We start from the raw sequence: 24,327 nt of genomic DNA, 5'->3' as shown, positions 1-24,327 counted from the left end.
GATTACTTCTTGGCTTCCGATTTGCCGTCGTAGCGCTTGGTCCATTCCTGGATGACGCGTTCGCGGTTCTCGGCGGCCCACACGAAATTGTTGTCGATCAGGCGCTTGTTCAGGTCGGCCGGCAGGTGGGGGTTGGCCGTGGCGATGGACGGGATGGCCAGCACGGCGAAGTTGGTCTTGTACAGGTGGTTGGCGGCTTCGCTGGCGGAGAAGTCGGCCAGTTTCTGGGCGGCTTCCAGGTTCTTGGTGCCTTTCATGATGGCCGTGGCCTCGATCTCCCAGCCCAGGCCTTCCTTGGGGAACACCAGTTCCAGGGGCGCGCCGTCTTCCTTCAGGCGTGCGCCGCGGTAGTCGAAGGACACCCCGATGGCGTACTCGCCGGCCGCCGCCATGTTGCAAGGCTTGGAGCCGGAGTGCGTGTAGGCGCCGATGTTCTTGTGCAGGCCGTCCATGAAGGCCCAGCCTTTTTCTTCACCGAACAGCTGCAGCCAGGCGCTGACGTCCAGAAAGCCCGTGCCCGAGGAGGCGGGGTTGGGCATGACGATCCTGCCGGCGTACTCGGGCTTGGTCAGGTCCTCCCAGGAGGCGGGCATGGGCAGCTTGTGCTTCTGCAATTCCACGGTGTTCACGCACAGGGCGGCGGCATAGCCGTCCATGCCGACCCAGCTGGGCGGGTTGCCCTGGTCGCGCATCTTGGCGTCGATCCTGTCCAGGCCCTTCGGCGCATAGGGCTGCAGCATGCCCTGGCTGGCCATCAGGCCCAGCGAGGAGCCGGCCAGGCCCCAGATGGCGTCGGCCTTGGGGTTGTTCTTTTCGGCCAGCAACTTGGCGGTGATGATGCCGGTGGAGTCGCGCACCCACTGGATCTTGATGTCGGGGTTCTCTTTCTCGAAAGCGGCCTGGTAGGCCTTGAGCTGGTCGGCTTCCAGGGCCGTGTACACGGTCAGGGTGGTGGCGGCCTGGGCCAGGGAGGCGGCGCCCATCAGGGCGGCGGCCAGGGAACTCAGAACGATGGTCTTCATGCGGAAAGCTCCGTTTTGTGTCGGAAAGGGGTTCAGGATTGGACGGGGTCGGTGGGCAGCGCGCCGGCCGCCAGGCGGTGCTGGATGTCTTGCAGCACGGCGGGCAGGTCGGCCACGGTGTCGATCAGGTAGTGAGGGCGCACGGGGGCGAAGGCGGCGGCGGCCCGTTCGCGGGCGACCTGCCGGGCGGCCTCGTCCAGGGCGTGGAATTCCGCCTCGGTCAGGCCGGCGGCGTTGCCCGAGAGCAGCAGGCCCACCGTCCACATGCCGGCGCCATGGCCTTCCTCTATGCCCACCGGCGTGTCGTCGATCTTCACGCAGCCGGCCACCTGGCTGACTTCCAGGCGGATCACGTTTTCCAGGGCCATGGCCGGCCAGGGGCGCGCCAGGGGCACCTCGTCGAAGGCAACGTGGTGGTCCACGAAGACCTGCTGCCGGTTGGCGTGCTGCAGCAGATTGTTCAGTACGGCGCGCGGGTAGCCCGAGCAGGAACCGATCTTCAGGCCCTGGCGGCGCGCCCAGGAAAGGGTCTCGCGCACGCCGGGGATGGGGGCCGAGAATTCGCCCACGCGCTCGGTCTGCAGCGGCAGGAAGGTGTTGTAGATCCGGTCAACGTCGCTGTCCTCGGGTTCGCGCTGATGCAGGGCGATGAATTGCGCATGGACCTCGGGCAGCGCCAGCATGGCCTTGATGTGGTCCCATTTGCCTATGCCCATGGCGCTGCGGGCCTGCTCCAGGTTCAGCCGCAGGTCGAAGCGGGCGAAGGCCTCGACCAGGATCTGCGTAGGGGCGAAGGAGCCGAAGTCCACCAGCGTGCCGGCCCAGTCGAAGACCAGGGCTTCCAGGCGGACGGCTTGGGTGGAGCGCCCGTCCAGGCGCGTGATGGCGGGGGTCAGGGGTTGCATGGCTATCCTATCGTGTCGGAGAAAATGGGGAAGAAGAGCGCCAGGCCTGGGTGCGGCGCAGGGCGGCGCGGCTCAGCAGGTGGGCCAGCAGGCAGAACACGGCCGAGCTGAGCATGATCAGGGTGCACATGGCGGCGGCAGCACTGATGAAGCCGGCGTCATCCATGTTCAATACGGCCACCGAGGCCAGCACGGTCTGGGGGCTGTACAGGAAGACCACGGCCGACACGGTGGTCATGGCCGAGACGAACAGGTAGCGCGCCACCGACAGCAGGGCGGGCAGGCACAGCGGCACGGTCACGCCGGTCAGGGTGGCCAGGCGCGGCGCCTTGAGGGAGGCGGCCGCCGCTTCCAGCTCGGCGGGGATGGCTTTAAGGGCGGTGACGAAGGTCAGGTGCGCGCTGGTGTACAGGTGCACCACGGTGCACAGCACCAGCAGCGCCATGGAGCCGTACAGGCCGCCCAGCGGGTTGTCCGGATGGTTGAAGAAGAAGATGTAGCCCAGGCCCAGCACCAGGCCGGGAATGGCCATGGGCGTCAGGGCCAGCATGCGCAGCAGGCTGTACAGGCCTTGCTCGGCGCGGCCGCGCGCCGGCAGCTTTTCCAGGATCCAGGCGCCCAGGAAGATCAGGGCGGCGCCCAGCAGGGCGGTGCACAGGCTCATGAACAGGCTGTTGCGCCAGGCCAGCCAGCCGCCGCCGTCCATATTGTCGAAATCGTAGGACTTCAAGGACAGGCTCAGGTTGTAGGGCCAGAACTTGATCAGGGAAGCCCAGACGGCCATGCCCACGATGGCCAGGATGGCCAGCGACACCAGCGTCAGCACGGTGCCGAAGAAGCGGTCGCGGCAGGCGTGCGGCTGGGGGATGTAGGCGCTCAGCTGTCCTTGCGCCTGGGCGCCGGCGCGGGCCCGCAGGTGGCGGTCCAGCAGAAAGGTCAGCACGGCGGGCACCAGCAGCAGCATGCCGATGGCGGCGCCCTTGGAGAACTGCAATTGGCCGACCACGGCCTTGTAGGCCTCCATGGCCAGCACATTGTAGGAGCCGCCCACGACCTTGGGCACGCCGAAGTCGGTCACGGTCAGGGTGAAGACCAGGCAGGCGGCCGAGAATACCGCATAGCGGCTGGCCGGCAGGGTGACGGTCAGGAAGCGGCGCCAGGCGCCGGCGCCCATGGCGCGGGCGGCGTCGTACAGGCGCGCATCGGCCAGCGCCAGGCCGGTGCCCAGGATCATGAGCGCATGGGGAAAGGTATAGAAGGCCTCGCCCAGCACGATGCCCCAGAAGCCGTAGATGGTATGGCCGCCTACCCAGTCGCGCAGCAGCCCCTGGTTGCCGAACAGATAGATCAGCGACAGGCCCGGCATCAGGGACGGCGCCAGCAGCGGCAGCAGGCCCAGGGCGCGGAACAGGCCGGCGCCGCGAATGCAGCAGCGCTGCAGCGCGAAGGCGAAGGCGTAGGCGGCGGGAACGACGATGGCCAGCGTGGTCAGGCCGACCAGGACGCTGCGGCCCACCATGGGCATGAAGCCGGGAGCGCCGACAATGCTCCAGAACTGCGTCAGGCCCGTCAGCTTGCCGTCGCCGTCCTGGACGGCGCGCAACAGGATGAACAGCATGGGCAGGGCCAGGAACAGCACCAGCAGAACGAGCAGGGCCAGCACCAGAGTGCGGCGCGCCGCATACCCCATCCAGGAAGGCAGGGCCTGGCGGGCCAGCTTGCGGGCCGCAACGGGACGCTCCTCGGATTGCATGCGGCTGCGCGCGGCCGCGGCCTGGCACAGCGGTGCGGCGCGGCCGGAGGTGGTCAGTTCAGGCATGGGCATGCAGGGCCTCGCTGGGGAGCTGGACGCGGCAGCGGCGCGCGGCCAGGGGCGCGAGCAGGCGATCGCCTTGTTCAGGGTTGACGATGGCCTGCACGGTCAGCCCGTCCATGCCTTCGGGGCGCAGGATCAGCTTGTAGTGGCGGCCCAGGAATACGCCGTCCACGATGTCGGCCAGAAAGGTGTTGGCGGCTGCGGTCGGGCTGGCGCTATCGAGCACGCGGATGTTCTCGGGGCGGATGAACAGGCGGCCGGGTGCGACGGGCGCGTCCCGATCCAGGTCCAGGCGGGCGCGCTCGACCAGCACGGCCGCGTCCTCCAGGGGCGTGTAGGGCAGCCAGTTCGCTTCGCCGATGAAGCCGGCCACGAAGGGATCGGCGGGCGAGCGGTACAGCGCCTGCGGGCGATCGAACTGCACCAGCCGGCCTTTTTCCATCACGGCGATGCGGTCGGCCATCACCATGGCTTCTTCCTGGTCGTGGGTGACCATCAGCGTGGTGATGGACAACTGTTTCTGCAGGGCGCGCAGCTCGATGCGCAGGCGCTCACGCACCTGGGCGTCCAGGGCCGACATGGGCTCGTCCAGCAGGAGCAGCGAGGGCGAGGGCGCCAGGGCCCGGGCCAGGGCGACGCGCTGCTGCTGGCCCCCGGACAATTGGGCGGGATACTTGTCTTCCGAGCCGGAAAGGCCCACCAGGTCCAGCATCTCGGATACGCGCTGGCGCACCTGGTCGGCCAGGCGGCGGCGCGGCGACAGGCCGTAGGCGATGTTCTGCGCCACGGTCAGGTTGGGGAACAGTGCGTAGGACTGGAACAGGATGCCATAGTCGCGCTGTTGCGGCGGCAGGGGGCTGATGTCGCGTCCGGCCATGACGATGGCGCCGCGGTCGGCCTGCTGCAGGCCGGCAATGCAGCGCAGCAAGGTGGTCTTGCCGCAGCCCGAGGGGCCCAGCAGGCAGACCAGTTCACCCGCCTGTATGTCCAGGCTGACCTGGTCCAGGGCGGTAAAGGAGCCGAACTGCTTGTGCAGTCCTTGTATCGATAGAAAGGCAGGGTTGGCGCTCATCCCGTGGTTCCGACTCGTCATGAATGTCATGGTCGCCAGTATGGGAGCCGCACATGATGGCTCTATGACAGAACATCAAATTTCTGTAATACGAGAATTGGATAATTTGGGCTTCGACTATTGAGGAGGAGAGTCGCGCCATGCTGGCTCTGGAACTGAAGTCCTTTCATGCCATCGCCCACAGCGGCTCCATTACTAAGGCCGCCCAGCAACTGGGCATCAGCCAGCCCACGGTCACCTCGCACCTGCGCCAGCTCGAGGCGCGTTACGGCATCGAATTGTTTTATCGCCAGGGCAAAGGAGTTTATCTGAGCGAGCAGGGCGAGCGCCTGCTTCCCCAGGTCGAGGGACTGATGCAGCAGGCCGCGCAGATCGACTTCAGCCTGCGGGACCTTCGTGACCTGAAGAGCGGCAAGCTGCGCGTGGGCGCCACCGGCCCTTACTACATCATGGATGTGTTGCGGCGGTTCTGCCAAGCCTATCCCGGCGTGGAAATGAAGCTGAGCATCGACAATTCGCAGCGCGTGCTCAGCAGCCTGCTGGACTATCAGCTCGATGTGATCGCCTCGTCCTTCCTGGTGGACGATGAGCGCATCATCCGCGTGCTGCTGGCTTCCGATCCGCTGGTCGTGGTGTTGCGGCGCGATCACCCGCTGGCCGCGCGCAAGCGCGTGCGCATCGCCGAGCTTTGCCGTCATGCCATCCTGATGCGCGAGGCCGGTTCCATGACGCGCGAGCTGTGTCAGCAGGTGTTCCGCCAGGCGGGCCAGGAGCCCGGCCAGGTATTGGAGATCGGCAGCCGGGAAGCGATCTGCTGGGCCATCGTCTGCGGGCTGGGGGCCAGCCTGCTGCCCATGCGCGAGGTGCCCGCGCACCCGGACATCGTCACCCTGTCCATCAGCGACGTGTCCATGCATCTGAACGAATATGTGTATTGCCTGAAGGAACGCGCCCATGGCCACGCCATCCGCGCATTCCTGGACCAGGTCCAGGCGGACTTGCCCGCTCTTTGAGGGCCCGTTCAGCGCCCCGGCGAAGCAAGGGGCGTCATGCGAAGCGCGTGAACGGGGCCCGGGAGCGGGGCAGCGTCAACCCTGCCGGGACAGGGCGGCCTGGAAGGCGTCGCGCGCCTGGCGTACCGCCTGGCGGCGTTCGTCCAACGTCTTGCGTTGGGCCGCGATCTGGTCTTCCTGCTGGGCCAGCTGTTCCGTGAAACGCTGGCCCAGCGTGCTCTGGGCCGTGACCGCGCCCAGGTTGGCGCGTATGCGCTCCTGCTCGGCCACGGTCTCGTCCAGGGCCTGCTGGGCCTGTTGCTGCAGGTCCTGCGCCTGGCTCAGCCGGCGGCGCAGTTCGATCAGCTTGTCCAGCTGTTCGGCCTGCGCCTTGTCCGCGCCGGCGCCGCGCCATTGCGCCAGCAGGTTCTCGTCGATGTCCTCCAGACGCAGCTCCATCTGGTCCTGGAAGCTCAGGTCCGCGGTCACCGTCACGGTCTTGCCCTTGGGCACCTTGACCTTCAGGCGGTGCTCCTGCGCCGTGTCGCTGTCGTGCGCGTCGGACTTCAGGGTCCAGCCTTCCTGGCGGGGCAGCTGGATCATCACGGTGCGGTCCTCGTCCGCCGCTCCCTTGATGTCGAAACGGTGGTGCCGGATGCGGGTCCAGTCCGAGCGGGCGATGCCGTCGCTCACGCGCGTGCGGGACAGGCGGTGCTCCTCGGTCTGCTCGGCGCGGACCTGCACTTTGCTGTCGCGCGCGAAGTAGATCAGACGTTGCTCGCCGGCAGGCAGGCCCGCCAGTTCGGCATCGCCCACGTGGCCGTCGCGCTGGTTGAAGACGGTGATGATGCCCGGCGGCAGCGTTCCGGCCTGCTGGTTGTCCAGCAGGATGGCGGCAGTGGGATGGTCTCCGCTCTGACCGCTTTGGTAGACCGACAGGGATTCGGCCTTGAGCTCGGCGTCGACGAAGGGCACGGATACGGTCTGTCCGGCCGGCACGTCCAGGGCCTGCGGGAGGCTGTAGCGCACCTGGGTCAGGCCTTCCTGGACACGCGCCGCGGGCTCGGGGCTGTAGGGCTGGGCCCAGGCGCGGTCCTCGGCCATTTCAGCCATCACGGGCGCGGCGGCGGGCATGGCCATCCTGGCCACGTTGCCCGCCGCCGCAGTCGCCATGGCGCGGCTCTTGGCCGTGGCCGACTGGGTGTCGGCCGCCGGCGCGCGCGAACTGCCCACCGCGACCGGCAGTTCGGGGCGCTCGTTCCAGTAGCGCTCCAGCAGCCGCTGGCGCAGCACCACGGGCGAGCCGGAGCTGAGGGTGACCTTGACGTTCTTCCAGTCCTCGCCGCTGGTGTTCTCGAAGACGGCCCAGGCCTGCAGACGGGCCTTGCCGCCTTCCATCATCAGGCGATAGGTGCTCTTCCAGACAGGGGCGGGAATCAGGTAGGACAGGCGGGCCGGGCCTTCGCCGCCCTGGCCCAGGACGATATGGATGTCGCGTGTCTGGTCATTGTTCTGGCTGGCCAGCACCTGGGCGGCCTGTTGCAGCTTTTTCTGCAGTTCGCCGTCCAGCAGCTCCAGGTTTGCGTCCGGGCCGAGCTCCAGCGTCTGGATCTGGCCGTTGCCGGCCAGCACGGACAATAGGGTCTGCGCCGGCCTGTCGCGCGTGGGCGGCGAGCTCTGCACGCCCAGCACGGCGCCGCTGACGTTGCGCCCCTGGGAGCTGGCCTTCACCTGCACGCCGCGCAGCGCATGGGCCAGGGCGGCGGGCGAACGCAGGTCCTCGGCGGAGAAGGGCAGGTTGTCGAAGGTCTCCTTGAGCGGCGCAAGGCCCGAAAGAGTGACCGATTCGATGCGGTGCTTGCCGTCGATGGCCATCAGCGTCTTGAGCACGTCGTCGACCTGGTTCAGGGGAACGCGGATCTGCACGGCGCCGTCGCTGCCGGCCTGCACGCTGCGTTCGATCTCGGCCATGCCGGCGGTGGACAGCGTGATGGTCTGGATTTCATCGGCCCAGGCGGCGGCGCTGCCGGCCGCCAGCCAGAGGGCCAGCAGGGCGCGGCTCAGGATGCGCAGGCGGGGAGCATGACGACGGGCTGGCGCGGAGTGGGTCATTGGGCGTTTCCTTGTTCTTGCGTTGGCGAGTGAGGCTGTTGGACGCATTATGCCCAGCCTTGGGCGTGCCTGTCTGTGATACGGGTAACAAAACATGCCCCCACGCTGCGCAGGCCGAAGGCCTGCTTGCTGCCCTCCAAGGGGGCCATTCCTGCCTTGGGGCGGCCCGGCGGCAAGAAATGCCCCCATGCTGCGCAGGCTCCGCCCGCTTGCTGCCCCCCAAGGGGGCCATTCTTGCCTTGGGGCGGCCCGGCGGCAAGAAACGCCCCCACGCTGCGCAGGCTCCGCCTGCTTGCTGCTCCCCAAGGGGGCCATTCTTGCCTTGGGGCGGCCCGGCGGCAAGAAACGCCCCCACGCTGCGCAGGCTGAAAATGGCGCGCCGGTCATCAAAATGCCCTCGGCCTCTGCTAGCATCCCCGTGAGCGGCCGACACCGGGGCTGCAATGCAATTCGAGGAAGGACGAATCATCATGATGTGGACGCAATGGGGCGGGGCCTGGGCGGGATCGGTGGCGGCGGTGGGCATGGCGCTGCTGCTGGCGCGGCCAGCCGGCAGCCTGGCCTGGGCGTTGCCCGTCGAGCTGGAGCCGGAACTGGAGCGGCGGTCGCGCGATCGCCATCGCCGCTGGCGGCTTCTGTTCCAGGCGGCGGCCCTGGTCTTGCTGGTCCTGGCGGGATGGCGGCTGCGCCTGACGCCGGCTCTGCTGGGGGCCTGCCTGTTCATCATAGGCGGCCTGCTGCTGGCCTGGATCGATGCCGAGACCGGCTACCTGCCTGATCGCCTGACCCTGCCCTTACTGTGGCTGGGCCTGCTGACCAATCTGGGCGACACCTTTGCGGCGCTGCCCATGGCGGTCCTGGGGGCGGCGCTGGGCTACACGGCGCTCTGGGCGATCAATCAGGCTTTCCTGCTGTCCACCGGCAGGCATGGCATGGGCTATGGCGACTTCAAGCTGCTGGCGGCGCTGGGGGCCTGGCTGGGGGCGCCGGCTTTGCCCACCGTGGTGCTGGCCGGCTCCCTGCTGGGCCTGCTGGCGGCGCTGGTCCTGCGCCTGACCGGACGCATGCAGGCGGGGCAGGCCTTGCACTTCGGTCCTTATCTGGTGGCGGGCGGGCTGTTTGCCCTGTTTACGTCGACCGATTTTTTGTAAAAAATTGTCTTAATTTTTCAACATATCGACAAAAACATCCATGTGCCCCATTCCCTGCTGGCATAGTGAGCGACTGCGGGAATGTGCATGTCGGGGCCGTGCCCGCGCTCGGACAACTGCCCGCGCCTACAGACACAGTGTCGTTCCGTCAAGACGTGCTGTCCGAAGCCTTCTACCGGCAGTTGATGCGCGAGGAGCTGAGCGCCGAGGAGCGTCTGCGTTTCTTCCATTCGCGGGTGCCCTGGGCGCGCAGCGCGGCCGGCATCGGCTTGCACGTGGAGGCCGGCTATACGGACGGCCTGCGGCGCATGATCGAGCTTTGGACTCGCATGGGGGTCGTGGTAAAAAGGCCGGGGCCTGCGGACCTGGCGGGAGTTCCGGAGCAGTTGTACGTGGAAGTGCAGCGCGGTTCCATGGATATCGTCCCGCCGCTGTCGCAGACCGGGACCTGAGGATTTTTTTCATGATTATTGTTGTAGGCGCCGGCTTGGCCGGCCTGGTGGCGGCGCGCCGTCTGAGCATGCAGGGCCACCGGCCCGTGCTCGTCGCTTGCGGCGGCCCGGCCGCCGCCCTGGGCGAGACCTTGTCCGAGCGCGGTGCGCGCTTCCTGGATGTGCTGGGCTGGGCTGATTGCCTGGACGAGTCCGTGGCCCTGGCCGGCCAGGGCCGTTTTTCCGCCTGGGGCGGAGCGGGCCTGCGTACCGTGCAGGATGAAGACGGGCAGGGTTATCTGGTGGACAAGGCTCGCCTGGAGCAGGTCTTGGCCGAACGCCTGAAGGGTGACGATCTCGAGTGGCGGTCCGCTCGCGTGCTGCGCCTGGAGCACGTGCCGGACGGCGTGCGCGCCATGCTGGACGATGGGGCGGCGCTGGAAGGCCAGGCCCTGATCGATTGCACCGGCAGGGCGGCCCTGTCCGCCGGCGAGCTGGCCGATCGCCGCCGCCTGGACCGGCTGGTCGCCGCCTGGCGCGTGTTCGATCTGCCGGAAGGCGCCGAAACCTTGGCGGCCACCCTGGTGGAAGCGGTGGAACTGGGCTGGTGGTATATGTCGCCCATGCCGGGCCGGCGCATGATGCTGGCGCTGTTTTCCGATTCCGATCTGCTGCCCGATGGCCTGAGCCGGGACGGCCAGGTCTGGGCTGGTCTGGCGGCCTGCACGGATGCGGTGCGGGTGCGGTTGGAGAGCCTGGGATTGGACAAAGCCTTGGATGGTCAGGCTCCCGCCGTGGCGGCGGCGGCGACCTGCCTGGTGTCGCGTTTCATCGAGGGCCGCATTCTGCGCGCCGGCGACGCGGCGGCGGCCATGGACCCCCTGGCCGCCAATGGATTGGCCACGGCGCTGTGGAGCGGCGTGCACGCGGCCGATGCGGCGCTGGCCCTGCTCAAAGGAGATGCCGAGCCGGCGCGCCGCTACGAAAAAGATTATCTGCTGGGGCTGGTGCGGCATCTGAATTCCCAGCATGCCCTGTACGGTGCGGAGCAGCGCTATGCCGCCCAGCCATTCTGGCAACGCCGCCACCGGGCTTTGGACTAGGCTGCAGTCATTCAGCCGGCTGGCGGAAGCGGCGGTACAAGGCCAGCAGCCATGCCGCCAGGCCGGCCAGGAACACTCCCATGCCGATCAGCATGGACGTGGATTCCAGTTGGGCCGGTACGTGCTGGTTGGCGCGCAGCACCAGCCAATGCACGAAAGCCAGCAGGGCCACCACCAGCAGCGACAAGGACTGCAGCCAGCCGGATAGATAGCGCAGGCTCTCGGGCCGGCGTTCCTCGCTCAGCCAGTAGTCGCGCTGCGGGATATTGATGGCCTGCGCAGGCAATTTCTGAAACAACGCACCCAGCAAGGCGGCGCCCAGGGGCAGCGCGGCCATCAGAATCATCATCAGGGTCACATAGACGGAGCGTTCCAGGAAAGCGTCGGGCCGCCCCTGCATATCGAAATGCGAAGCCACGACGGCGGGCAGGGCGTGCTGCGTCCACCATACATACATGATGGCGGCAAAGCTCGGGATCAGGGTCAGGTGCATGGGCGGCTCTCCAAAACCGCAGTGTATCGCCAGCTGCGTCCAGCGTGCGTGAAGAAATATCGACGATCATGCCCGACCTTTCTCGTCCTCGCGCAAGGTGCTCAAGCACCTTGCTTGCTGGGCGGAACAAAGCAAAAAGCCGGCTGTCTTTCGACAACCGGCTTTTCGAGGAATTTGGTGCCCAGGAGAGGACTCGGTCACACGGGCGCGACCCCGGCCGGGCCTGCATGCCCGGCCTTTCTCGTCCTCGCGCAAGGTGCTCAAGCACCTTGCTTGCTGGGCGGATCAAAGCAAAAAGCCGGCTGTCTTTCGACAACCGGCTTTTTGAGGAATTTGGTGCCCAGGAGAGGACTCGAACCTCCACACCTTGCGGCACATGGACCTGAACCATGCGCGTCTACCAATTCCGCCACCTGGGCATTGAGTTTTGATCTGCATCTCGACTCAAGAATTAAATTATAGACTCGAATTTTCATTTTTGGCAAGCGTAGTCTGACCATATTTTTTCTTTTTGAGAAAAAAGTTTGATTTTGAGCTGCATTATGTTTACAGTTATATCGTACGATATAACTTAAGAGGGAAAGCATGGAACTGAATCCGATGGAGGCCGAACGCATGCTGCTCGACTTCGGGCAGGGGCGGAAATACACGGCCAGGGCCATGCAGCTGATGCTCATGGCCATGTTGCGGGACGGGGAGACGCACGGTTATCAATTGATCCGGCGTTTTGCCCAGCTCAGCCACAACAGCTACGTCCCCAGCGCCGGAGCGGTGTATCCGGCCTTGTCCTATTGCGCTGGACAGGGGTGGGTGCATGTGCAGGAACAGGGCCGCCGCAAGCTGTACAGCCTGACCGAAGAGGGCCGCCGTTATCTGCAGGGACAGCAGGACAAGTGCGACTACCTGCTGCAGTCGCTGGCCTATCGCGCCCGCAAGCTGGTGTGGATGCGCCAGATGCTGGCCGAACAGAGCGACCCGGACGACCTCCAGGCCGCGCAGGAGCAGACCGGCTGGCTGCCTGAGTTCGTGCAGATCCGCCATACCTTGAAGAACACTTTGTTTGAACAGTCCACGGCCAGCTTTGAGCGTCAGCGCGAAGTCGTCGCCATCCTGGAGCAGGCCGTGGCGCAGATACGGAATCTACCTAAGGAGTCGTGAAGATGCAGCCCCATGAAGACACGCAAAAAGTGTCGCACCCCTTGAAACTGCGCCTGTTGACCGTGACCGCGCGCCGCATGCTGGGCCCGGATCTGGTGCGCATCACGCTCAGCGGTTCCGATCTGGTCGGCTTCCATTCGCCGGGCTTTGATGACCACGTCAAGTTGATTTTTCCCGATCCGGGTCAGAAAGTTCCGCGCCTGCCGCAGCTGGGCGAACGCGGCGTGGTGTTCCCGGCCGGCCAGCCCAAGCCCGTTATGCGCGACTACACGCCGCGCGCCTGGCGTGCCCATGAGCAGGAACTGGATATCGACTTCGTGCTGCACGGGGAAGGCCCGGCCTGCCAGTGGGCGGCCGCCGCACAGACCGGCGACAAGCTGGGCGTGGCCGGCCCGCGTGGTTCGTTCCTGATCTCCACGACCTTTGACTGGCATGTGCTGATCGGTGATGAAACGGCAGTGCCCGCCATGGCGCGCCGCCTCAAGGAACTGCCGGCCCAGGCCAAGGTGCAGGTGTTTGTGCTGGCGCGCAATCTGTTGACGCTGGGCGCGCTGGAGGCGCCGGAGCATGTGCCCGTCAACTGGGTTCCGTCGCTGGCCGGGCAGGCCGGCTTGCTGGACGCCGTACGCGCCGCGCCGGTCCTGCAAGGGCGGGGCTATGTGTGGATTGCCGCCGAATCAGCGGCAGCCAAGGCGTTGCGCCAGTACTGGGTGCAGGAGCGCGGACACGACAAGAATCTGGTCCGCGCCAGCAGCTATTGGCGTCAGGGCGATGCCGCGGTGCATGAGCACCACGATTAAGCTGCCTGGCGATCCTGGTCGGGCAGGGCGCGCAGTCGCCCGTCCAGGTTCAGGACCGGCTCCAGGTCTGTGTCCAGTTCCGTGTCCACATCGGACAGGCGGTGGCGGTCGATCAGGCGGGCGATGGCGTCCATGTTCAGCAGCAACAGGCTGTCGATCTCGGCGCGGAACGTGGCCCAGTAGCCGCCGCGGCAGCTCGAGCCAAGCCAGCGCGGTTCGTAGGCGCCCAGGACGACGGGCTGGTGTTCCTTGAGAATGGCCAGACGGGAACAGCCAGGACGGGCCTGGATGCGGTAGCGGCGCTGTCCCAGCGTCAGGTGGTAGTAAAACGGTGCAGGCATGAAACGCTCCTGTTTAGCTCTTGGAAGGATTTCCGGGTGAGCAAGTTGGATTAAAAGACCCGTTGGAAGCGCCGGGCGCATCCAATAAAAAAACCCGCCGGCGGCGGGTTGCTGTGCAGATCCCGTGAATTGCCGAAAGGCCGTATCCTGTATCCACCTTGTGCGGGTACACAGGTTGGCATGGGTGGTCCCAACTCTTGATACGGGAATAAGCATAGAAGCGTTTGTGCGCAGGCGCAAGGCATGCTGGTATCCGTATGTGAAAAACTGGAACTCCTGAAAAATAAAGTTTGCTTTCTTTGAAAATCATGTTATAGTTCTTTTCTGCCTAGCTGATTGGCGCTTTTCTTGAAAAGTTGACAAGCAGCGGTCAGAGCCCAGGTGGCGGAATTGGTAGACGCGCATGGTTCAGGTCCATGTGCCGCAAGGTGTGGAGGTTCGAGTCCTCTCCTGGGCACCAAATTCCTCGAAAAGCCGGTTGTCGAAAGACAGCCGGCTTTTTGCTTTATTCGCCCAATGCGTTCACTCAGGCGACGCGGCGGATGCGCGCGCTGGAGGCGCGGCCACGGGTATGGCGAAACACATCCTTGGGGTCGTCATCGACCCAGGGCACCAGTTCGATCTTGACGCCGAAGTTTCGTTTTTCCGCTTGTTCGTTGATATAGCGCAGCGTGGAATAGTCTTCCAGGGCGAAGCCGACCGAATCAAAGATCGTCACCTCGCTCCGGCTGCGGCGGCCCGGCGTCTCTCCCGCCAGAACCCGCCAGAGTTGTTCAACCGCAAAGTCGGCGGGCATCTGCTGCACGTCGCCTTCGATGCGCGTCTGAGGTTCGTATTCGACGAACACGCGGCCTGCCCGCAGGACGTCGGCGTGCAGTTCGGTCTTTCCAGGGCAGTCCCCGCCAACGGCATTGATATGCATGCCCGGCTCGATCATGTCAGGCGTGAGTATCGTGGCGCGGGTCTTGTCGGCGGTTATCGTGGTCACGATGTCGGAGCCTTGCACCGCCTCTGCTATCGATTCGACGCGCCGGATGGACAGGTCGGTGTAGTCGGCCAGATTGCGCATCAGCTTGGCAGTGGCGCCGGGGTCGATGTCGTAGGCCGCGATTTCCCGAATGCCAAGGTGCTTGTGAAAGGCCAGCGCTTGGAATTCGCTTTGTGCGCCGTTGCCGATCAGCGCCATGCGACGGGAGTCGGGGCGCGCCAGCGCGCGCGTCGCCATCAGCGAAGTGGCGGCGGTGCGCAGGGCGGTGGCCACGGTGAGCTCGGACAGCAGTATCGGATAGCCGGTCTCGACCTCCGCCAGGACGCCGAATGCCATGACGGTATGCAAGCCGCGCGCCGTATTGCGGGGATGGCCGTTGACATACTTGAAGGCATAACGGTGGGTATCGGAGACGGGCATCAATTCGATCACGCCTATGTCCGAATGACTGGCGACGCGGGCCGATTTGTCGAATTCCGGCCAGCGGATGAAGTCGCTTTCTATGTTGTCGGCCAGATCGGCGATGAAGGTATCGACGCCGATCGTTTCGATCAGTTGCGACATGGTGGACACATCGATGAAACGCGTCATGGTTTGACTCTCCTTGGAATGAACCCCCGCCTGCCGGACCAGTACGCCGGAGGATCAAGTTGCTGGCGACGAATCCCGCCCGCGTGCTTGCTCCTCGCGCTTCCATGGGCGTACCAGCGTGCTCTTGCCGAACAGGCTTTCCACCAGGTCAACGACAAGTTCGGCGGTCTGGTTGCGGATGTCGAGCGCGGGGTTGAGTTCGACGATGTCGAGCGAGGCCAGCCTGCCCGTGTCCGCGATCATTTCCATGCAGAGCTGCGCTTCGCGGTAGTTGGGTCCGCCCCGCACGGTGGTGCCGGTGCCGGGGGCGATCTCGGGATCGAGAAAATCGATGTCGAAGCTCAGATGCAGGTGCACCTTGTCGGCGTCTTCCCCGTCCAGTCCCGCCAGAGCGCTGCGCATGACCTCGCGCATGCCCAGCTCGTCGATGGCGCGCATGTCGTAGACCTCCAGGCCGAGCTGCTGGATCATGCGTTTCTCGGCTTCATCGACGCTGCGCAAGCCGATCTGGCAGACCTCGCCAGGTTGCAGTGCGGGCTTTGCTCCGGACATGCCGGTGAGCGCCGCCGGTCCCAGCCCATACAGATTGGCCACGGGCATGCCGTGGGCGTTCCCGCTGGGAGAAATTTCGGGCGTATTGGAGTCCGAGTGCGCATCCAGCCAGAGTATGCGCAGGCGCTTGCCTGCCGCGCGGCAATAGCGCGCCACGGCGCTGATCGAACCGGTCGCCAGGGTATGGTCGCCGCCGAGCATGATGGGAACGCGGCCTTCGATCAACTGCGCATGCACGGCGTCGTGCGCGGCCTGGTTCCAGGCTATGCATTCGGCCAGGTTGCGCAGGCCTTGCGCTTGCGGATCCCGCGCGCCCTGCGGATTGGGCGGGCCGGCCAGGTTTCCTAGGTCGCGAACGTCGACGCCGAAGCGTTTCAAGGCGGGCCCAAGCTGCGCGACACGCAGCGCGTCTGGACCCAGGGACGCGCCTAGCCTGGTTGCGCCTACATCGGTGGGCACGCCGATCAGGGTGACTCGGGTCAGGGGTTGGGCTGGGCTGGCGGGAAATTGATGGTCGCTCATTGCTGGACGAGGCTCCTCATGAAAGTACGGACAACATGCGCGCGGCTTCGTTTCCATCCGTACATGCGCATAGCATCCCACGGAAGGGAGACAAACAAAATGGCAAATTCTGCTGCCAAATTGCATAATTATTGTCATTAAGACAGGTTGGGTTGGCAAAATGAATAGTCTTGACAAGATCGACCAGCAATTGATTGCGCTGTTGCGCCACAACGCGCGCGCAAGCGTGGCCATATTGGCCGCCCGCCTGGGCGTGTCGCGGGGCACCGTGACCAACCGCCTGAACAAGCTGGAGAAGCGCGGCGTGATCGTGGGCTACACCGTGCGCTTGCGTCCCGAAACAGAAACCTCCGGCTTGCGTGCATGGATGGGCGTGGCCATCGAAGGAAACGATGCTCGTCGCGTTGCCGCCTCCTTGCTGGGAGAGCCCAGCGTGCTGGCCCTGCATGCCACTAACGGACGCTGGGACCTGCTGGTCGAGCTGCAGGTGGCGACCTTGCCGGAGTTGGCCCATGCGCTTGAGCGGATACGATTGATCAGGGGCATCAGCAATTCGGAAACCAGCATCCACTTGGAAACCCTGCGCGCCGCGCCGAACGCCGGATAGACGCAGGTCTGCTTCCGAAGGCGTGGCTGGCTTGACAGAAAACCGGCTGTCTTTCGACAGCCGGTTTTATCTATGAGCTGCCCAGGCCGGGAGGATCGCCCTGGATGACCCGATCGAAGAAGTCTTCCTGCCCCATCTGCCCGCCTTTGAGAACCAGCTCCAGGCCGTGCAACTCGTCGTCGCTGTGGCATTGGCATAGCGACACGCCGGGACTGACCTGGCCCAGATGGCTCAAGCCCCAGATGCCCAGCGCTTGCGTGCTCAGGCTGGACGTGTCGCCGCCGGCGATGCACAGGCGCGACAGCATGCCCTCGCGCCGCAGGCGTCGCGCCAGGCCGCCCACCAGCCGTGCCGTATCCTGGGCTACAAGGTCAACCGGCAGGGGTGACGAGGCGTCGGCCGTACGCGTCTTCAGCAAGGTGTGGCGGCCTTGCCGCAGCATGCGGCAGACCGTCTCCTGGAGTGCCTGCGCGTAGGCGGGCGACTGGTGCAGTTCCAGCGGGTCCAGGTCCAGCACATCGGCTTGGCGACACCGGACCACCTGCATGGCGGTGACGGGGGACTGGCTGCCCACCACGATCAGGGCCGGCTTGGCCGTTGCCTCAAGCCGGGTGACTGGCAGGGGTCTCAGGTCGCTCTGCCGGCTCAGGTAGGCCTGGGCGACGCTGCTGGCGCCTGTTGCCAACACGGTGCCGGCATGGCTCAGTTCGGACAGCAGGGCGCCGGCGCGGGCGATGTCCTCGTCCCGGCTGATGTCCAGCACCGGATGCAGATGGCCCCGCCGGACGGCGGCCTGCAGCCAGGCGGCCGCCTGCCCGCGGCTTGTCCAGTCCGGCCTGCCGTATTCCGTGTAGGGCATGGCGATCAGGTTCGTCAGCCCTTGCGCCTGCAGGTGCCGCAGCAGGTCCGCTTCCTGCATGGGGGTCACGGGGTGACGGTTCATGGTGGGATGGCGATCCAGCCTGTGCACCTCGCCGTCCTGTCCCGCCCGTGCGAACAGATTCCCGAAAACGCAGTAGCGGCCCAGGCTTGGTTGTCCGCCCAGGATGGGCGTCACCGGAACCCGGGCGGCGGGGCGCAGGCACTCCAGGGCCACGGCGATATTGCCGACCTCCGGGCCGCTGTCGAAGGTGGAACAGATCTTGTAGTGCAGCACCTGCGGCTGCAGCGCGGCGAAGAAACGGGCGGCGGGCTCCAGGACCGCGCGCATGCGGGCCGGCTCCAGTGAACGGGTGGCGCCGGCCAGCCCCACGGCCTGCACGCCGGCCAGCTGCGCCAGGCGCTGCTGAGTCGGCGTGCCCAGCAGCAGGACGGCGCGCAGGCCGCCCTGGCTCAGAGTGGCCAGGGTATCGCTGGCGCCGGTGAAGTCGTCGCCGTACCAGGCGTAGCGCGGGCGTAAGGAACCGGAAGTCATGCGCGTCCGCCTGTTCAGGCCATCTTCGGGCCGAAGAAATCCAGCGCGTGCGCCAGCTCGGGGCAGGTCGCCGCCTTGTCCTGCAGATCCTGGCCCTGGCCGGCCGCTTCCCAGGCCTGGCGCAGGCTCAGCACGCCGGCCTGCGCGCCGTCCGGATGGGCCAGGATGCCGCCGCCGGCCATGAACAGCACATCCGTGCCGCCAGCGGCCTCCCAGGTCGCGGGCACGGTGCCGGCCCATTGGCCCGACGAGACCACGGGCAGCACGCGGTCGTCGCTCTGGTCGTCCAGGCTGCGCAGACAGTGCGCGATGGCTTCGCGCACTTCGGTGTCGGGCTGGGCGAACTTGCCCTCCAGGCCGTGGACGTGGATATGGTCCGCGCCGGTCAGCCTCCAGAGGGTCTGGTAGGCCGAGACGGAAATGCCCAGCAGGGGGTGGCGCGACAGGGCGCCGTAGCCATTGCGATGAGCGTGCAGGGCCAGTCCGGTGTGGCGGCGCAGGGTCTGCAGCGCCGAATACCCCGCCCAGTTCTGGCTGACCATCACGCAGCTGCCGCCTTCGCGCTCGACCAGATCGGCATGACGCTTCATGGCGTCGGTCTCGTCGCTGATGTTGAAGGCGAACATCACATGCTTGCCGCTGCGCTGCTCGTGGTCCCGGATCACGGCCATCACGGCCGGTATGCGTTCGTCCAAGGGGGAATGCGCCGGATCCGCGCAGACCTCGTCGTCCTTGATGAAGTCCACCCCGGCCCGGCACAAGGTTTCCACCAGGCGGACGATGTCCGGAGTACGCAGTCCCACGCTGGGCTTGATGATGGTGCCGACCAGGGCGCCCTGGTCCACGCTTGTGCGCAGGCGCGTGCCCGCAATGCCCAGGGCCGGCGCATCGAAGCGGCGTCTATAGTGGGCGGGCAGCTCCAGGGATTCCAGGCGCAGGCCGGTGACCTCGCCCAGGTCGAACAGATTGCCGGTCACGCAGGCCGCCAGCGTGGGCAGGTTGGCGCCGATGTTGGCGATGGGGAAACGGATGTCCACCTGTGCACGCCGCCAGGGGCCGCGCACGCCGCGCCGCTCCAGCAGGGCGTTGGACAGGCTGGGCTGCGGCGCGCTGTCCAGCTCCCGGATGCGCTCCACGGTGGCGCGGGCCCGTTCGCGCAGTTCGTCGGTCTCGCCGGCCACGCGGGTGAAGGTGCCGCAGGACTGCTCGCCGGCAATCGCTTCGGCGACCTGTTCAGGCGGCAGCGGCGTTTCGATCAGATAGCGCGCAAGAAAAGTGTCGGTATTCATGGCGGCGCCTACAGCGTGGCCAGGTCGGGGAAGGGGCGCACCGGATCGCGGCCGTCCCAGCCTTCGGACGCCCGGCGGATCAGCGAGAACAGCTTGCCTTTGGGGCCGGCCACTTCCGACAGCTCCACCACCGCGCCGGGATGGAATTCGGTGTCGAAGTAGCAGAAGCGGCCGCGCTCGCCGACCTCGCCGCTCATCACGACCTTCAGGCCCTGGTCCAGGGCGCGCTGCAGGTCGGCATCGTAGCTCTCCGTCCAGTAGGCCACGTGCTGCAATCCGAGCTGGCCGGCCAGCAGGAAATCGCGGTACATGGAAGGGACGTCATTGCGGCACTGGATCAGTTCGACCTGGACGGCGCCTGAATTGGCCAGGGCCACCGAGTTGTGCGGCTCGTAGGACTGGCCGCGGTATTGGTAGTTCTTGATCCCCACCTTGGGGTTGTAGTACCAGGGGCCGACGCCCAGGTGGCGGCTCCAGTACTCCATCGCCGCCTCGATGTCGCGCACGACATAGCCGAGCTGACGGATCTCGCCGAATAGGGTGCTCATAAACAGGTTCCTGACTGGTGATGCGGCCGGCGCAAGGCGCAGCCTGTCCCGCGGCGGCCGCAAGGCGCGCCGTCGGGCGGTGTTGAGGGAAAGCCGGACGAGCCGTCCGGCCGGGGTTTACTGGCCGGCGCCCTGGACGATCTCGTCGGGGATGGGCACGCCGGCGTATTTCAGATGGATTTCATTGAGCTTGCCGTTCTGCAGGTTGGCGCGCACCCACTGGTTCACCCAGTCCTTGAGTTCGGGCTCGTTCTGGCGCATGGCAATGCCCAGCTTGTAGGATTCGATGACGAATTTCACCTCGAAGGGCCGAGCGGGATTGCGGTCGGCGATGGCCTTGATGATGGGAGGGGTGATGGCCACGATGTCGGTCTGGCCGCTGGCCGCCGCCGTGATCGAGGCGGCCTCGTCGTCAAAGCGCACGATGTTGGCCTGCGGGGCGCGCTCGCTGACCAGCTTGTCCTGGGGGCCGCCGCGGGTCACGGCCACGCGCTTGCCGGCCAGGTCGGCCATGCCGGCGATGGCGATGTCCTTGGGCGCGCCCACCGCCGCCTGGATGGCGCCATAGGGGATGGAAAAATCCACCGCCTTGGCGCGTTCGGGCGTGATGGACAGCGAGGAGATGATCAGGTCGGCCTTGTTGGACAGCAGATTGGGTATGCGGGCCGAATTGGTGGTCTGGACGATTTCCAGCTCCACGCCCAGGTCCTGGGCGAGCAGGCGTGCGGCCTCCACGTCCGAGCCCACGGGCTGCATCTTGTCGTCGATGTAGCCGTAGAAGGGCGCGCCCAGGTCTATGCCTACGCGTATCTTCTTGGCGGCCTTGATGTCCTCCAGCGCATTGGTCATGGCGGCGGCGGAAAGGCCGGTCAGGCCCAGCGCCAGCAGCGTGGCGCGCATCAGGGTGTGGATCTTCATGGTGTCGTCTCCGTGGATGTGTGCTTTATGAAGTCATGGGGTGTTCAAAGGCCGTGGGCCAGGAATTCCTGCAGCTCGGGCGTGGACGGATTGCGCAGCATCTCGCCCGGTCCGGTCTCCCAGACCCGGCCCTGGTGCATGAAGATCACCACGTCGGCCACGCGCGCGGCGAACTCCATTTCATGGGTCACCAGCACCATGGTCATCCCATCGGCGGCCAGGCGTTCGATGACGCGCAGCACTTCGCCGGTCAGTTGCGGATCCAGCGCGGAAGTGACTTCGTCGAACAGCATGACCTTGGGTTCCATGGCCAGCGAGCGGGCGATGGCCACGCGCTGCTGCTGGCCGCCGGACAGTTGCTCGGGGTAGGCCTGGGCCTTGTCCGACAGGCCGACCTGCGCCAGTGTGCGGCGGCAGATCTCGCGGGCCTGCTCGCGGCTGCGGCCGCGCACCACCTGCGGGGCCAGCATGATGTTGCGCTCCACCGTCAGGTGCGGGAACAGGTTGTAGCTCTGGAAGACGATGCCCACGTCGGTGCGCAGCGAGCGCAGGCACACGTCGGGATCATGCACCTTGTGGCCGCAGACCTCGATCTGGCCGCGGTCTATGATCTCCAGCCTGTCTATGCAGCGCAGCGCCGTGCTCTTGCCCGAGCCGCTGCGGCCGATGATGGCCGTCACCTGGCCCTTGGGAATGGCGAAGGACACGCCGTTCAGGACGGCATTGCTGCCGAAGCTTTTGTATACGTCTTTGAGTTCGACCACGATGGACATGGAGGCTCCTTGGCGGCGTAGGTTCATTTCTGCAACGGGCGATGGCCGAAATGCAGGCGTATCTCCAGTCGGCGGCTCCAGGCCGACAGCGGATAGCACATGGCGAAGTACAGCGCCGCGATCAGCATGTAGATCAGGAAAGGCTGGAAGATGGAGTTGTTGATCAACTGGCCGGCCCGCACCAGTTCGACGAATCCCACGATGGAGGCCAGCGAGGTGTTCTTGACGATCTGGACCATGAATCCCACGGTGGGCGGGGTGGCGATGCGCACGGCCTGGGGCAGGACCACCAGCCGCAGGCGCTGCCAGCGGGACAGGGCCAGGCATTCGGCCGCTTCCCATTGGGTGCGCGCCACGGACTGTATGCTGCCGCGCCAGATCTCTCCCAGGTAGGCGCTCACATAGATGGTCATGGACAGGCCGGCGGCCACCAGCGGCGGCAGCGTGAAGCCCATGATGCTCAGACCGAAGTAGGACAGGAACAGAATCACCAGCAGCGGCGTGCCCTGGATGACCTGGATATAAGCGATGGCCAGCCAGCGCAGCGGTCTCCAGCGGCTGATGCGCGCCAGCGCCACCAGCGCGCCGGCGGCTCCGCCTCCCAGGAAGGAAATCAGGGACAGGCAGACCGTCCACAAGGCGCCTTCCAGCAGGAAGCTCAGATGATTGGCATTGAATCCGCTCGTGAACATGGCTCAGCTCCTGGCGCGCAGCGCGCGCTGCCGGGTGAAGACGAGCCGCCCGCCCAGCCACAGCGCCAGGCGCATCAGCAGGGACAGGGCCAGGTAGAGCACGGCCACCAGGATGTAGGCCTCGAAGGGGCGGAACGTCTCGGCCTGGATGTGATTGGCCATGGCGGTCAGCTCCTCCACGGAGATCTGCGAGGTCACCGAGGAGGCCAGCATCAGCAGCACATACTGGCTGGTCAGGGCCGGGAAGACGCGTTCCAGGGCCGGCAGCAGGATCACGTGCCAGTAGGTCTGGGCGCGGGTCAGCCCCAGGCATTCGGCGGCTTCGAGCTGCCCCTTGTGGATGGAGTCCATGCCGGCGCGCATGATCTCGCAGGTGTAGGCCGCGACGTTGATCACCAGCGCGGCCAGGGCCGCGCCGAAAGCCGATACTTTCCAGCCCAGGGTGGCCAGGCCGAAGAAGACCAGGAATATCTGCACCAGCAGCGGCGTGTTGCGGATGATCTCCACATAGAAGCCGCACAGGCGCGCCAGCAGGCGGTTCGGGCTGCGCCGTCCCACGGCCAGCAGGGTGCCGGCCGCAAAGCCCAGCACGGTGGCCGGCGCCGACAGCTTGATGGTCATCCAGGCCCCTTGCAGCAGTTGCGGCCATTGCGCCAGCACGCTGGAGAAATCAAAGGTGTAAGTCATGATTCAGCATGATGAAGGTGTCGGCAGCCGGCCGGAGCCGGGCATGTCGGTCCGCGTTCGAGCGGTCTTGTCTCCGTGTGGTTTACGTGTTTTTATGATGTTTTTTGCTGTGCTTTCGCTTCAGCGTTTTTGTATGGTATAGAAGCGCGGCAAAGCCTGTCCAGATAATCCAATGATGGTTTTTGATTGATCAAGAAAGCCCCCCGCATCCTCGATATCGCCCGTCTGGCCGGCGTTTCCACCGCCACGGTCGACCGCGTCCTGAACCGGCGCGCCGGCGTGCGTCCCGCGACCGTGCAGCGCGTGCTCAAGGCGGCGCGGCGCGTGGAGTACATCAGTGAATCCGACCTGGACACCGGCATGCGCGCCAAGCCCATGCGCATCACCTTCCTGCTGCCGGCCGGCCGCAACCGCGTGATCCACATGTTCGGCGATGCCATCGATTATTCCCAGGCGCAGTTGCAGCCTTTCAATGTGGCCTGTCGCACCGAAGTGTTCGAAGGCTTCGATCCCGAACGTCTGGCCCAGGCCTTGCTGAAGCTGCGCGGACGCACGGACGGCGTGGTGTTCATGGCGCTGGAGCATCCGCTGGTGCGCGAGGCCGTGGATGCCCTGGTGCATGACGGCATCCCCGTGGTCACCCTGATCTCGGACCTGTCCGCGTCGCTGCGCAGCGCCTATGTGGGCCTGGACAACGTGGCCACGGGACGGCTGGCGGCCTTTTTGCTCAGCCGGCTCAGCGGCGGCCAGACCGGCACCTTCGGCCTGATCGCCGGCAGTCTCAGCTATCGCGCGCATTGCGACCGTGAAACGGGGTTTCTGCAGCTGATGCAGGAGAAGGGCTGGGAAGACCGGGTGATGGGGGTGCGCGAAGGACGCGACGACCCGGAGAACAATTACCGGCAAGCCTTGCTGTTGCTGGAACAGCATCCGGACCTGATCGGCATCTACAACATCGGCGGCGCGCCCGAGGGCGTGGCCCGCGCCTTGAAAGAACATCGGCGCGACAAGAAGGTCGTGTTCGTGGGCCACGGCCTGACCTCGGACGTGCGCGCCTTGCTGATCGAAGGCACGCTGGACGCCATCATCATGCAGGATCCGCAACTGTCCATCCTGAATTGCGTGCGTGTGCTGACCGGACTCAGACAGGGCGGGGAGGGCGTGGAGGCGGGCTTGCGGCTCAAGCCCATGAACAGCATCGTAGTGTTCCGGGAGAACCTGCCGTAGCGGCAGCCGGCTGCTGCGATCGCCAATCCATCCATGCAAAGGCCTGAGCAGCTTGCCTGGCTGATAAGATGTATTTAATATGCATCTTTAAGGACGGCAAGGGCGCCGTCCAACGTTTACATC

Annotated in this window: 24 protein-coding genes, 2 tRNA genes and 1 riboswitch; of the genes, 9 read left to right on the top strand and 17 right to left on the bottom strand. The window is 65.9% G+C overall.

The genetic code is table 11. The features are described from left to right. Window positions 1–2 precede the first annotated feature (2 nt). The 4 genes from ACF3ND_RS10735 to ACF3ND_RS10720 are packed head-to-tail and all read right to left on the bottom strand — an operon-like array spanning window position 3 to window position 4,815. Complete coding sequence (locus ACF3ND_RS10735) at window positions 3–1,022, bottom strand: putative 2-aminoethylphosphonate ABC transporter substrate-binding protein (protein WP_394060263.1); 1,020 nt, start codon at window positions 1,020–1,022, stop codon at window positions 3–5. A 32-nt stretch (window positions 1,023–1,054) separates the two neighbouring features. Further along, window positions 1,055–1,927 carry a phosphonoacetaldehyde hydrolase gene (gene phnX / locus ACF3ND_RS10730; RefSeq protein WP_394060261.1) on the bottom strand — a complete coding sequence of 291 codons (873 nt, stop codon included), beginning with the start codon at window positions 1,925–1,927 and terminating at the stop codon, window positions 1,055–1,057. A 7-nt stretch (window positions 1,928–1,934) separates the two neighbouring features. Then, window positions 1,935–3,680: a putative 2-aminoethylphosphonate ABC transporter permease subunit gene (locus tag ACF3ND_RS10725; protein ID WP_394065823.1), complete on the bottom strand. Its 1,746-nt coding sequence runs from the start codon at window positions 3,678–3,680 to the stop codon at window positions 1,935–1,937. A 58-nt stretch (window positions 3,681–3,738) separates the two neighbouring features. Further along, complete coding sequence (locus ACF3ND_RS10720; RefSeq protein ID WP_394060259.1) at window positions 3,739–4,815, bottom strand: putative 2-aminoethylphosphonate ABC transporter ATP-binding protein; 1,077 nt, start codon at window positions 4,813–4,815, stop codon at window positions 3,739–3,741. 140 nt (window positions 4,816–4,955) lie between these two features. Between ACF3ND_RS10720 and ACF3ND_RS10715 the strand changes: the two genes are divergently transcribed. After that, window positions 4,956–5,828, top strand: a complete 873-nt coding sequence (locus ACF3ND_RS10715; protein ID WP_394060257.1) for a LysR substrate-binding domain-containing protein — start codon at window positions 4,956–4,958, stop codon at window positions 5,826–5,828. A gap of 75 nt (window positions 5,829–5,903) precedes the next feature. Here ACF3ND_RS10715 and ACF3ND_RS10710 read toward each other — a convergent pair whose 3' ends face one another. Continuing rightward, the gene (locus ACF3ND_RS10710) at window positions 5,904–7,919 is read right to left on the bottom strand and encodes a DUF4139 domain-containing protein (RefSeq protein ID WP_394060255.1); all 2,016 of its coding nucleotides are present in this window, start codon (window positions 7,917–7,919) and stop codon (window positions 5,904–5,906) included. 470 nt (window positions 7,920–8,389) lie between these two features. On the opposite strand from ACF3ND_RS10710, the gene ACF3ND_RS10705 reads away from it, so the two are divergent. From ACF3ND_RS10705 to ACF3ND_RS10695, 3 genes are all read left to right on the top strand, one after another. Next, the gene (locus ACF3ND_RS10705) at window positions 8,390–9,070 is read left to right on the top strand and encodes a prepilin peptidase (protein WP_394060253.1); all 681 of its coding nucleotides are present in this window, start codon (window positions 8,390–8,392) and stop codon (window positions 9,068–9,070) included. Window positions 9,071–9,207: 137 nt separating this feature from the next. Continuing rightward, the gene (locus tag ACF3ND_RS10700) at window positions 9,208–9,522 is read left to right on the top strand and encodes a hypothetical protein (protein ID WP_394060252.1); all 315 of its coding nucleotides are present in this window, start codon (window positions 9,208–9,210) and stop codon (window positions 9,520–9,522) included. 11 nt (window positions 9,523–9,533) lie between these two features. After that, window positions 9,534–10,604 (top strand): NAD(P)/FAD-dependent oxidoreductase, encoded by a 1,071-nt coding sequence (locus ACF3ND_RS10695; protein ID WP_394060250.1) that lies wholly within the window; start codon window positions 9,534–9,536, stop codon window positions 10,602–10,604. A 7-nt stretch (window positions 10,605–10,611) separates the two neighbouring features. On the opposite strand, the gene ACF3ND_RS10690 is transcribed toward ACF3ND_RS10695, so the two are convergent. Then, window positions 10,612–11,097, bottom strand: a complete 486-nt coding sequence (locus ACF3ND_RS10690) for a hypothetical protein (RefSeq protein WP_394060248.1) — start codon at window positions 11,095–11,097, stop codon at window positions 10,612–10,614. A gap of 334 nt (window positions 11,098–11,431) precedes the next feature. Beyond that, window positions 11,432–11,516: transfer RNA gene (locus tag ACF3ND_RS10685), tRNA-Leu, on the bottom strand. A 166-nt stretch (window positions 11,517–11,682) separates the two neighbouring features. Between ACF3ND_RS10685 and ACF3ND_RS10680 the strand changes: the two genes are divergently transcribed. Both ACF3ND_RS10680 and ACF3ND_RS10675 read left to right on the top strand, forming a co-directional pair. Continuing rightward, the gene (locus ACF3ND_RS10680; RefSeq protein WP_394060247.1) at window positions 11,683–12,255 is read left to right on the top strand and encodes a PadR family transcriptional regulator; all 573 of its coding nucleotides are present in this window, start codon (window positions 11,683–11,685) and stop codon (window positions 12,253–12,255) included. A 2-nt stretch (window positions 12,256–12,257) separates the two neighbouring features. Beyond that, window positions 12,258–13,055 carry a siderophore-interacting protein gene (locus ACF3ND_RS10675; protein ID WP_394060245.1) on the top strand — a complete coding sequence of 266 codons (798 nt, stop codon included), beginning with the start codon at window positions 12,258–12,260 and terminating at the stop codon, window positions 13,053–13,055. On the opposite strand, the gene ACF3ND_RS10670 is transcribed toward ACF3ND_RS10675, so the two are convergent. Next, window positions 13,052–13,396: a hypothetical protein gene (locus tag ACF3ND_RS10670; protein WP_394060243.1), complete on the bottom strand. Its 345-nt coding sequence runs from the start codon at window positions 13,394–13,396 to the stop codon at window positions 13,052–13,054. The two genes, ACF3ND_RS10675 and ACF3ND_RS10670, sit on opposite strands and share 4 nt — an antisense overlap. 115 nt (window positions 13,397–13,511) lie before the next feature. Next, window positions 13,512–13,605: riboswitch (SAM-I-IV-variant riboswitch) on the bottom strand. Between the two features lie 166 nt (window positions 13,606–13,771). Between ACF3ND_RS10670 and ACF3ND_RS10665 the strand changes: the two genes are divergently transcribed. Then, window positions 13,772–13,856, top strand: a tRNA-Leu gene (locus tag ACF3ND_RS10665). Window positions 13,857–13,922: 66 nt separating this feature from the next. Here ACF3ND_RS10665 and ACF3ND_RS10660 read toward each other — a convergent pair. Then, window positions 13,923–14,975 (bottom strand): ornithine cyclodeaminase, encoded by a 1,053-nt coding sequence (locus ACF3ND_RS10660; protein ID WP_394060241.1) that lies wholly within the window; start codon window positions 14,973–14,975, stop codon window positions 13,923–13,925. A gap of 54 nt (window positions 14,976–15,029) precedes the next feature. Further along, the gene (rocF, locus tag ACF3ND_RS10655) at window positions 15,030–16,049 is read right to left on the bottom strand and encodes an arginase (RefSeq protein WP_394060239.1); all 1,020 of its coding nucleotides are present in this window, start codon (window positions 16,047–16,049) and stop codon (window positions 15,030–15,032) included. A 160-nt stretch (window positions 16,050–16,209) separates the two neighbouring features. Between rocF and ACF3ND_RS10650 the strand changes: the two genes are divergently transcribed. Then, the gene (locus ACF3ND_RS10650; protein WP_394060237.1) at window positions 16,210–16,656 is read left to right on the top strand and encodes an Lrp/AsnC family transcriptional regulator; all 447 of its coding nucleotides are present in this window, start codon (window positions 16,210–16,212) and stop codon (window positions 16,654–16,656) included. A gap of 70 nt (window positions 16,657–16,726) precedes the next feature. Here ACF3ND_RS10650 and ACF3ND_RS10645 read toward each other — a convergent pair whose 3' ends face one another. The 7 genes from ACF3ND_RS10645 to ACF3ND_RS10615 form a co-directional block, all read right to left on the bottom strand. Next, window positions 16,727–18,070 carry a four-carbon acid sugar kinase family protein gene (locus ACF3ND_RS10645; RefSeq protein WP_394060235.1) on the bottom strand — a complete coding sequence of 448 codons (1,344 nt, stop codon included), beginning with the start codon at window positions 18,068–18,070 and terminating at the stop codon, window positions 16,727–16,729. A gap of 14 nt (window positions 18,071–18,084) precedes the next feature. Then, a complete protein-coding gene (locus ACF3ND_RS10640; protein ID WP_394060233.1) occupies window positions 18,085–19,359 on the bottom strand; it encodes a ribulose-bisphosphate carboxylase large subunit family protein in 1,275 nt (424 codons plus the stop codon). A gap of 8 nt (window positions 19,360–19,367) precedes the next feature. Beyond that, complete coding sequence (locus ACF3ND_RS10635; RefSeq protein ID WP_394060231.1) at window positions 19,368–19,907, bottom strand: VOC family protein; 540 nt, start codon at window positions 19,905–19,907, stop codon at window positions 19,368–19,370. Between the two features lie 117 nt (window positions 19,908–20,024). Then, window positions 20,025–20,825, bottom strand: a complete 801-nt coding sequence (locus tag ACF3ND_RS10630; RefSeq protein WP_394060229.1) for a transporter substrate-binding domain-containing protein — start codon at window positions 20,823–20,825, stop codon at window positions 20,025–20,027. 44 nt (window positions 20,826–20,869) lie between these two features. After that, on the bottom strand, window positions 20,870–21,598 hold the full coding sequence (locus tag ACF3ND_RS10625; RefSeq protein ID WP_394060227.1) for an amino acid ABC transporter ATP-binding protein: 729 nt from the start codon (window positions 21,596–21,598) through the stop codon (window positions 20,870–20,872). Window positions 21,599–21,621: 23 nt separating this feature from the next. Continuing rightward, on the bottom strand, window positions 21,622–22,290 hold the full coding sequence (locus ACF3ND_RS10620; RefSeq protein ID WP_394060225.1) for an amino acid ABC transporter permease: 669 nt from the start codon (window positions 22,288–22,290) through the stop codon (window positions 21,622–21,624). Window positions 22,291–22,293: 3 nt separating this feature from the next. Continuing rightward, window positions 22,294–22,977 carry an amino acid ABC transporter permease gene (locus ACF3ND_RS10615; RefSeq protein WP_394060223.1) on the bottom strand — a complete coding sequence of 228 codons (684 nt, stop codon included), beginning with the start codon at window positions 22,975–22,977 and terminating at the stop codon, window positions 22,294–22,296. A 189-nt stretch (window positions 22,978–23,166) separates the two neighbouring features. On the opposite strand from ACF3ND_RS10615, the gene ACF3ND_RS10610 reads away from it, so the two are divergent. Continuing rightward, window positions 23,167–24,204, top strand: a complete 1,038-nt coding sequence (locus ACF3ND_RS10610) for a LacI family DNA-binding transcriptional regulator (RefSeq protein WP_394065822.1) — start codon at window positions 23,167–23,169, stop codon at window positions 24,202–24,204. Window positions 24,205–24,327: the final 123 nt, after the last annotated feature.

The sequence above is a fragment of the Alcaligenes sp. WGS1538 genome (assembly GCF_043187505.1).
In the GTDB taxonomy this organism is placed as follows: Bacteria; Pseudomonadota; Gammaproteobacteria; order Burkholderiales; family Burkholderiaceae_B; genus Alcaligenes.
Note: the sequence above shows the minus strand (reverse complement) of the source record. Positions and strands in the feature narration are given on the sequence as shown.

What these genes read in the sequence shown, in the direction of transcription:
- ACF3ND_RS10650 (WP_394060237.1), top strand. Translation starts at nt 16,210, where the DNA reads ATGAATAGTCTTGACAAGATCGACCAGCAATTGATTGCGCTGTTGCGC.
- ACF3ND_RS10735 (WP_394060263.1), bottom strand. Translation starts at nt 1,022, where the DNA reads ATGAAGACCATCGTTCTGAGTTCCCTGGCCGCCGCCCTGATGGGCGCC.
- ACF3ND_RS10615 (WP_394060223.1), bottom strand. Translation starts at nt 22,977, where the DNA reads ATGACTTACACCTTTGATTTCTCCAGCGTGCTGGCGCAATGGCCGCAA.
- ACF3ND_RS10670 (WP_394060243.1), bottom strand. Translation starts at nt 13,396, where the DNA reads ATGCCTGCACCGTTTTACTACCACCTGACGCTGGGACAGCGCCGCTAC.
- ACF3ND_RS10675 (WP_394060245.1), top strand. Translation starts at nt 12,258, where the DNA reads ATGCAGCCCCATGAAGACACGCAAAAAGTGTCGCACCCCTTGAAACTG.
- ACF3ND_RS10640 (WP_394060233.1), bottom strand. Translation starts at nt 19,359, where the DNA reads ATGAATACCGACACTTTTCTTGCGCGCTATCTGATCGAAACGCCGCTG.
- ACF3ND_RS10680 (WP_394060247.1), top strand. Translation starts at nt 11,683, where the DNA reads ATGGAACTGAATCCGATGGAGGCCGAACGCATGCTGCTCGACTTCGGG.
- ACF3ND_RS10725 (WP_394065823.1), bottom strand. Translation starts at nt 3,680, where the DNA reads ATGCAATCCGAGGAGCGTCCCGTTGCGGCCCGCAAGCTGGCCCGCCAG.
- ACF3ND_RS10625 (WP_394060227.1), bottom strand. Translation starts at nt 21,598, where the DNA reads ATGTCCATCGTGGTCGAACTCAAAGACGTATACAAAAGCTTCGGCAGC.
- ACF3ND_RS10690 (WP_394060248.1), bottom strand. Translation starts at nt 11,097, where the DNA reads ATGCACCTGACCCTGATCCCGAGCTTTGCCGCCATCATGTATGTATGG.
- ACF3ND_RS10645 (WP_394060235.1), bottom strand. Translation starts at nt 18,070, where the DNA reads ATGACTTCCGGTTCCTTACGCCCGCGCTACGCCTGGTACGGCGACGAC.
- phnX (WP_394060261.1), bottom strand. Translation starts at nt 1,927, where the DNA reads ATGCAACCCCTGACCCCCGCCATCACGCGCCTGGACGGGCGCTCCACC.
- ACF3ND_RS10695 (WP_394060250.1), top strand. Translation starts at nt 9,534, where the DNA reads ATGATTATTGTTGTAGGCGCCGGCTTGGCCGGCCTGGTGGCGGCGCGC.
- rocF (WP_394060239.1), bottom strand. Translation starts at nt 16,049, where the DNA reads ATGAGCGACCATCAATTTCCCGCCAGCCCAGCCCAACCCCTGACCCGA.
- ACF3ND_RS10630 (WP_394060229.1), bottom strand. Translation starts at nt 20,825, where the DNA reads ATGAAGATCCACACCCTGATGCGCGCCACGCTGCTGGCGCTGGGCCTG.
- ACF3ND_RS10715 (WP_394060257.1), top strand. Translation starts at nt 4,956, where the DNA reads ATGCTGGCTCTGGAACTGAAGTCCTTTCATGCCATCGCCCACAGCGGC.
- ACF3ND_RS10705 (WP_394060253.1), top strand. Translation starts at nt 8,390, where the DNA reads ATGATGTGGACGCAATGGGGCGGGGCCTGGGCGGGATCGGTGGCGGCG.
- ACF3ND_RS10620 (WP_394060225.1), bottom strand. Translation starts at nt 22,290, where the DNA reads ATGTTCACGAGCGGATTCAATGCCAATCATCTGAGCTTCCTGCTGGAA.
- ACF3ND_RS10720 (WP_394060259.1), bottom strand. Translation starts at nt 4,815, where the DNA reads ATGAGCGCCAACCCTGCCTTTCTATCGATACAAGGACTGCACAAGCAG.
- ACF3ND_RS10660 (WP_394060241.1), bottom strand. Translation starts at nt 14,975, where the DNA reads ATGACGCGTTTCATCGATGTGTCCACCATGTCGCAACTGATCGAAACG.
- ACF3ND_RS10710 (WP_394060255.1), bottom strand. Translation starts at nt 7,919, where the DNA reads ATGACCCACTCCGCGCCAGCCCGTCGTCATGCTCCCCGCCTGCGCATC.
- ACF3ND_RS10635 (WP_394060231.1), bottom strand. Translation starts at nt 19,907, where the DNA reads ATGAGCACCCTATTCGGCGAGATCCGTCAGCTCGGCTATGTCGTGCGC.